The following is a 6,991-nucleotide window of genomic DNA, read 5'->3' as shown; positions in this document are numbered from 1 at the left end:
TAATACTTGTTTATCGTTTTAGGGTAAAATGTCCTTTGAATTCCTTTGGGTTCCCGTCCTCGGTATACTCCACGCGGAACCAGTAGTCGCTGGATGGCAGCGGGCTGCCGTTGTAGGTTCCGTCCCACCCGGGGCCCATCGGGCTCAGCTGCTTGAGCAGCTTGCCGAAGCGGTCGAAGATATAGATCCTCGCCGCGGGGTCGCCCGTGGCGATGCCGATGATGTTCCAGGTGTCGTGGTAGCCGTCACCGTTGGGCGTGAAGTACGGCGGGTAGTCGATCACCCCGACCTCGAAGGTCACGCTGCCGCAGCCATAGATGTCCCTGATGGTGACGGTATGGTTGCCCGGGGCCACGTTCTCAAAGATGTTGCCGTCCTGGAACGGGCCGTTGTCCAGCTGGTACTGGTAGGTACCGTTGCCAGTGGCGATGACCTCGATGATATGGTTGCCCGCGAAGGCACCGTTGAGAAGGTTCGCTCCATAGGTTAACGGCGGTGACGAGACGGTCACCGTGGCGCTCACGCTGTTCGAGCACGCCGAGGCAAGCTCGGTATAGGTCACCGTGTAGGTCCCCCCCTGCAGCGCGATGATCGAGGGCCCGGTCTCACCGACCAGGATCACCCCGTCAAGCTCCCACTGGAAGGTGTACAGTGCCGGGTCAAGCCCCGTGTCGATGGTCGGCGGCGAGGCGCCCCCCTCCTCCGAGGGTATCGGGTTGCCGTTCCCGTCCACGCAAAGGCGGTAGTCGCCGTCAAGGAGTATATCTTCCAATTGCTCGACCTTCAGTACCAGGTCCACGACGGCATAGCACTGCGGCTCGTACAGGTTGTCCGTATTGGTGACCCTAACGTAGATGCGCTGCGGGTTGATGATGTTGGTGTACGGGAAGGCTATCGCGTTGGTCCCGGCCTCGGCCTCTTCAAGGGTCTCGTGGAAGGTGATGCCATATATTGCCGGGTCCTGCCCCGCCAGTATCCCGGCACGCAGGTCGGATACCTGCTGGTTGGCCACGTCGTCCAGGTCGAACTCGGCAAAGCCATCACTGGGCGGGGTGTTGTCGCAGATGATGAACGGCTCCGCCGGGGCCACCGCGATGGCGCCCTTCTGCACGATCAGCTCAAGGGTCTGCACCCCGCCGATGTAGCAACCGGTCTCGGTGTTCCGTATGCCCGTATAGAGCAGCTGTGGGTTCACCGGGTTGTTGTTCACGTCCCTGTTCTGGTAGGTGGTGGTGTTCACTATGGCGTTGGTGCCGGCAACGGCATCTGCCATATCGATGTAAAAGCTTACCTCGAAGGGTGGCTGCGGCTGCCCGCCAAGGATCTCACCTACTTTTGTCTCTAAATTGAACACGCCCACTTCGCTGTCGTCAGGTGCGCAGACAATATAAGGGGCCACGATTGCGGTGTCGTCCGGCAACGGGTTCACGATCAGTTCCAGTTCCACGATCTCAAAACAAAGGGAGGTCGGGCTGGTGGTGCGCACATAGATTATCTGTGGGTTGCTGATGTTCTGGTATGCGGTAACCTCCGGCGCGACTATTTCATCGTTCAGGTTGACCGCATCGTCATAGCTTTTAAAGTAGCCGACCGTCCAGTTGTTGCCATTGAGTATCTGTGCCTCTCGTTGGGTAAGGTCAAAGAGCTCCGTTTCGTCATAGGGCCCGGGAGGTATTATCACATTGTAATCACAAAGCTCTATTGGGTCAGGCGTTACCGGCCTTGGATTGGGAACAACCCTTATGGTCAGCGTGGTGAACGAGAGGCAGGCACTGTTGCTGTCCTCCACGCGCACATGCAATACCTGCGGGTTGATCGGGTTTCCGTTGGCATCCTGGTTAATGTATGCAGTCTCGGGATCGATACGGTTGGTGTTGTCCCGGGCATCCTGCTCGGTAAGGAAATAGGAAACGCCCTGGGTCAATACCCCGTTGGTTATCTCGAGGTTCTTCTGGGTAAGGTCAAAGGCGGTGATGCCGTCGTTCTCCTCGCCAAGATCATCGCACTGCTCCAAGGGAGCCGGATCGGTGATCGGAAGGCCATTGTTCACGACAAGATCGAAACTGCCCACCGCATAACATTCCGTGGCGTTGTCGTTCAAACGCACCCAGATGGCCTGTGGGTTGGCGATGTTCGTATAGGCCTCGGGCTGTACGATAAAGTTGGTGCCCGCCACGGCATCGGCCTGGGTCAGGTGGTACGTGAGGGTATAGTCCGCCGGGCTCTGGCTTCCGAAGATCAGGTCTTCCTGTTGGGTAAGGTCGAACTCGGCAAAACCGCTGTCATCACAGGCCACCAGGTCCGGAAGGTCCTGGGGAACCACTGGGCTGGGGTTCACCACCAGCTCCAAGGTCACTATCGTATAACAACCGGTCCCCGCAGGGGGCGCAGCGTATGCCGCACGCACGTAGATGGTCTGGTTGAAGGCAAAGATGTTCTCGTACGGACTGGCCAACGGGAAGCCGCCCGTGGTGGCATCGAACAGGCTCTCGTGGTAGGTGATGATCAGGGTCGGGTCGCCGCCACGGATCTCCGCGGTCTTGCTCTCCAGATCGAAGGAGGTAAAGCCGTCGCTGTCCACATCGCAGGCCACCAAAGGGGTTGGCGCCACGGGCGTCGGGTTCGGGCTTACCGTAATGAAAAAGCTCAATAATGCCCTACAGGTGTTCTGGCCCACTACGGCAACGAATATTTCCTGCTGGGGTACCACTACGTTCTGGTAGGCACCGGGGTTTACGATACGGATGTCGTTGTCCCGGTCATCCTGGCTGGCGTAGTAATGGACCGCCAGGGTCGGGTCGCCACCTGTCAGCACCGGTGTGTTCAAGGTCAGGTTGAAAGTAGAAATCCCATCGTCATTGGTACTGCCGTTGAGCTCGTCGTCGCAGAGCACAAGGTCGTCCGCCAATCCCGTTCCCGGGTATTGGCCCACTTCAATTTCAAAGGAAGATATTCTCGCGCAGCCCGTGGCCAAACTCTCCAAGCGTACCCAGATGGTCTGCCCGGTACTCGGGAAGGCATCCGCGGGATCAATGGCATTGGTGCCCAGATCGGCATCGGCCTGGCTCTCGTAATAGGTTATCGGTGCAAAATTTACAGGATCCTGTACGCCATAGACCGAAGCGTTCTGGACGGTAAGGTCAAAGATGGCCTGGCCATCGCCATCATCGTCGCAGGCAATCAACGGGTCCTGCAGGGTGGCATCCGGCGCATCGGGCAACGGCACCACGATCAGTTCCAGTTCCACGATGGTGTAGCACGGAAGGAGCTCCGGCGGCACATCGTTCGTTACCCTGGCGAACACGATCTGGTTGTAGGGCACCGTGTTGGTATAGGGGCTTATTAGCTCCGTTCCGGGAACGGCGTCGATCGCTCCCTGTAGGGTTTCATAGTATAGTATGGAAACGTTGGTCTCCCCGTTCAATATCTCCACATCGCGGTCCGTAAGGACAAAATTGTCCACGATGCCATCGTCGTCATCGTCGCAAAGCACGATCGGCTCCGGGTCCATCTTGGGGCTCGGGTTGGGAAGCACGGTCAGGGTGAGCGTGGTCCTGTTGGAACATCCAAATTCCGAGGTCACCCGCGCTATCACCGTCTGTGGCGTGCCAATGTTCTGGTACATCGTCGGGTCGGCAATGGGGTTGTCCGCGGCCTCATCGGCAGGGGTGGCGTACCATTGTACCGTCAGGTTGGGGTCGCCCCCGGTAACCAGGATGTCCTGGGTGGTAAGGTCAAAGGTCGATATCTCATCGTCCGGGGCGCTGCCCTGCAGCTCATCGTCGCAGAGGGCCATCTCCAACGGGCCGTTGTTGGCCGGGATCGGGTCCACGATAAGGGTAAGGGTAACGATGTCATAACAGCCCTCCGCCCCGTTGGGGTTCGGCGGGATGCTGCTGGCGGGGTTGCCCACCACCAATATATAGATGTCCTGAGGGTTGGCCGTGTTGGTATAGGCCCCAGGGTTGCCGATGGCCGCGGAATAGTCCGGTGCGATCAGGGCAAGGTCCCCGGCCAATTGGGCATCGGCAAGGTTCTCGTAATAATAAAGGTCGAAGCCGGCCGGATCCAATGTGCCAAGGACTTCCGGCGCTACCTCCGTCAGGTCAAAGACCGTAAAGCCATCGGCCACGGCATCGTCACATTTTCGCAAGGGTTCCGGCTCGGTGGCCACCGGCGAGGTGTGCACCTCAAGGGCGAACGATATAATCCTGTGGCAACCGTTCACGGTGGTCTCCACGCGCGCCCATACACCGCCCGTACCATAGGCGGGATCCGCCGGGTCGGTAATCGGGAGGTCAAGGTATATCTGGTCGTTCTCGTAGGGGACGGCAATGGGGAGCACGTTGTTCTCGGCATCCAAAAGGGTCCTGTGGTAGCTTACCGTAAGGTCGGGGTCGCCGGCGGTGATAAAGGCGTCCTGCGTGGCCAGGTCGAACAGGGCGAACCCGTCGTTGTCGGAATCGCACGCGACCATACTGCCCGGCGAAAAGGCCACCGGCAGGGGCTCCACGGTAATGAAAAAGGAATTGGTGGCCCTGCAGCCGTTCTGGCTATAGGCCGTCACGAAGATCTGCTGCTGGGGGCTGATGATATTCTGGTAGGCCGAAGGTGTGGGGATCGGGTTGTTGTTGGTCTGGTCCACCGCCGTGGCGTAATAGAATACGTCCAAGTTGGGGTCTCCCAAAGTGATCAGGGGCGTGTTCACGGTAAGGTCGAAGGTGGAAAGGCCGTCGTCCGCGGTACTGCCGTCCACAAGGTCGTCGCAAAGGGTCAGGTCGTTCCCTGCTCCAATGGTGGGGAAAAGCTCGACCTCAAGGGCAAAGGGGGTCACGCGCGCGCAACCGGTGATCAGGCTTTCCAGGCGCACCCAGATGATCTGCGGCGCACCCGCGCTTATATAGGTGTCGGGGTTTGGGATCTCGGTCCCGGGAATGCCCGCCTCGGCATCGGCCTGCAGCTCGTAGTAGGTAATGGGCAAAAAGTTCGCGGGAAGCTGGTCCCCGAGAACGCCCGCATCCTGGAGGGTCAGGTCAAAGATGGCCGTGCCGCTGCCGCTCTCGTCGCAACCAATAAAGGGGTCCGCGAAGGGTGGCATCTGGGGCCTGTCCGGAAGGGCTATCACGATCAGCTGCAGCTCCACAATGGTGAAACAGCCAACGGTGGCCGGCGGAACGGTCTTCTGGACCCTTGCATATACCGTTTGGGCAAAGGGAACCGTATTGGTATAGGGCATAGCGATCTCCGTGCCCGGAACGCCAGCGATGGCGTCGTTTATATCTTCATAGTACAGTACGGTTACATCGGCCTCGCCATCGATGATGTCGGCGTCCGCCAAGGTAAGGTCCCAGCCGCCCACCAGGCCGTCATCGTCATCGTCGCAGAGCTCCAGGGGGTCCGGGGCGGTGTTGGGGCTGGGGTTGGGCAGTACGGTCAGGGTAAGGGTGACCAGGGTGGCACAGCCGCGGTCCGAGGTTACCCGGCCGATAACGGTCTGCGGGGTATTGGTGTTCTGGAAGGTCGTCGGGTTGGGGATGGGAATGTCCGCGGCCTCATCGGCATAGCTCAGGAACCACTCCACCGTGATGGTGGGGTCGCCGTTGGTGACCAACGGGTCCTGGCTGGTAAGGTCGAAGGTGGAGATCTCATCGTCCGGGGCGCTGCCCTGCAGCTCGTCGTCGCACAGCATCATCTCGAAGGGACCGAGGTCCTCCGGGCGCGGGTCCACGACCAGCTCCAATTCCACGATATCATAACAGCCCTCGGCACTGTTGGGGTTCGGGGGTATGGTCCCGCCGGCATTGCTCACGATCAATATATAGATGGTCTGCGGGTTGGTACTGTTCAAGAAGTTGGTGGGGTCCGGGATGGCCTGGGAGAAATCGGGCGCGCTGATGGCCAGGTCCCCAGCGATTACGGCCTGGTTGAAATCTTCGTAATAATAAAGGTCGAAGCCCGTTGGGTCCAAGGTGCCGAGCACTTCGGGCGCTACAACGGTCAGGTCGAAAAACGTAAACCCGTCGGCAACGGCATCGTCACATTTCCTTAAGGGCCCTGCCGGGGTGGTGCCCACGGGCGAAAAGCGTACCTCCAGGGCAAAGGGCACCACAACGGTACAGCTGCTGGTGCTGCTGCCCACGCGGGCCCAGACGCCCCCGGTGCCATAACGCGCATCGGCCGGATCGGTGATGGGCGCATCCAGGTAGCGCTGGTCGTTGGTATAGGGGTTCGGCAAGGGCAGGGCATTGTTCTGCGCGTCCACAAGGGTCCCGTGGTAGCTCACCGTAAGGGTGGGGTCGCCAAGGGTGATCACCGTGTCCTGGAGCGTGAGGTCGAAGGGCATGAACCCATCGTTGTTGCCGTCGCACAGAACCAGGTTGGGAGGGGCGGTGTCCACCGTGGGCAGCGAGTCGATGATAAGGTTGACGTTCTGGGTGGTGTCAAAGCAGGTGGCATCGTTGCGGTTTTCCAGTCGGATGTAAACGGTCTCCCCGGGCGCGTTCACGAAATATGGGCTCCCAAGGGGGTTCGCATCGTTGTCGGCATCGGCCTGGGTGCCGTGGTAGGTGATGTTGTAGCGCGAGGAAGGCTCGCCGTCCAGCACGAAGGCGTTGAACTCCCCGGGGAGGTCAACGAACTCGCCGCCGTCACCGTCGGCGTCGCAATAGCTCGCGTTCACGGGGACCAGCCCCGCAATGGCACGGCTGAAATAAATCCTAAAGTCCGCCAGGTCAAAACAGCTGCCGCTGTTGTCCTCGATCCGCGCATAGATGGTCTGCGGCGAGGGGGGGACGATGATGTGGACGCCCCCGAGGATCTCGTTGGTGTCGTCAAAACTGTCCTGGAAGCTCTGGTAGTACTTTATGGTGAACAGCGCAGGGTCCTGGCCCCCCAGGATATTGGCGTCGTTGTCACGGAGGTCGAAGACCCCGGACGTAGTGCCGTAGTCGCACTGGAAAAGATCAACGGGTGGGTTGGCGATGGGCTGGGG

The 6,991-nt window shown here is 59.8% G+C and carries 1 protein-coding gene; it reads right to left on the bottom strand.

Translation table 11 applies throughout. The annotated features are described in order from the left end of the window. Positions 1 to 10: 10 nt before the first annotated feature. Positions 11 to 6,991, bottom strand: a 6,981-nt coding sequence (locus QRD02_RS14100) for a T9SS type B sorting domain-containing protein (RefSeq protein WP_494337478.1), incomplete at its 5' end; no start/stop codon positions are given.

The sequence above is a fragment of the Aequorivita aurantiaca genome (assembly GCF_030410135.1).
Taxonomy (GTDB): Bacteria; Bacteroidota; Bacteroidia; order Flavobacteriales; family Flavobacteriaceae; genus Aequorivita; species Aequorivita aurantiaca.
Note: the sequence above shows the minus strand (reverse complement) of the source record. Positions and strands in the feature narration are given on the sequence as shown.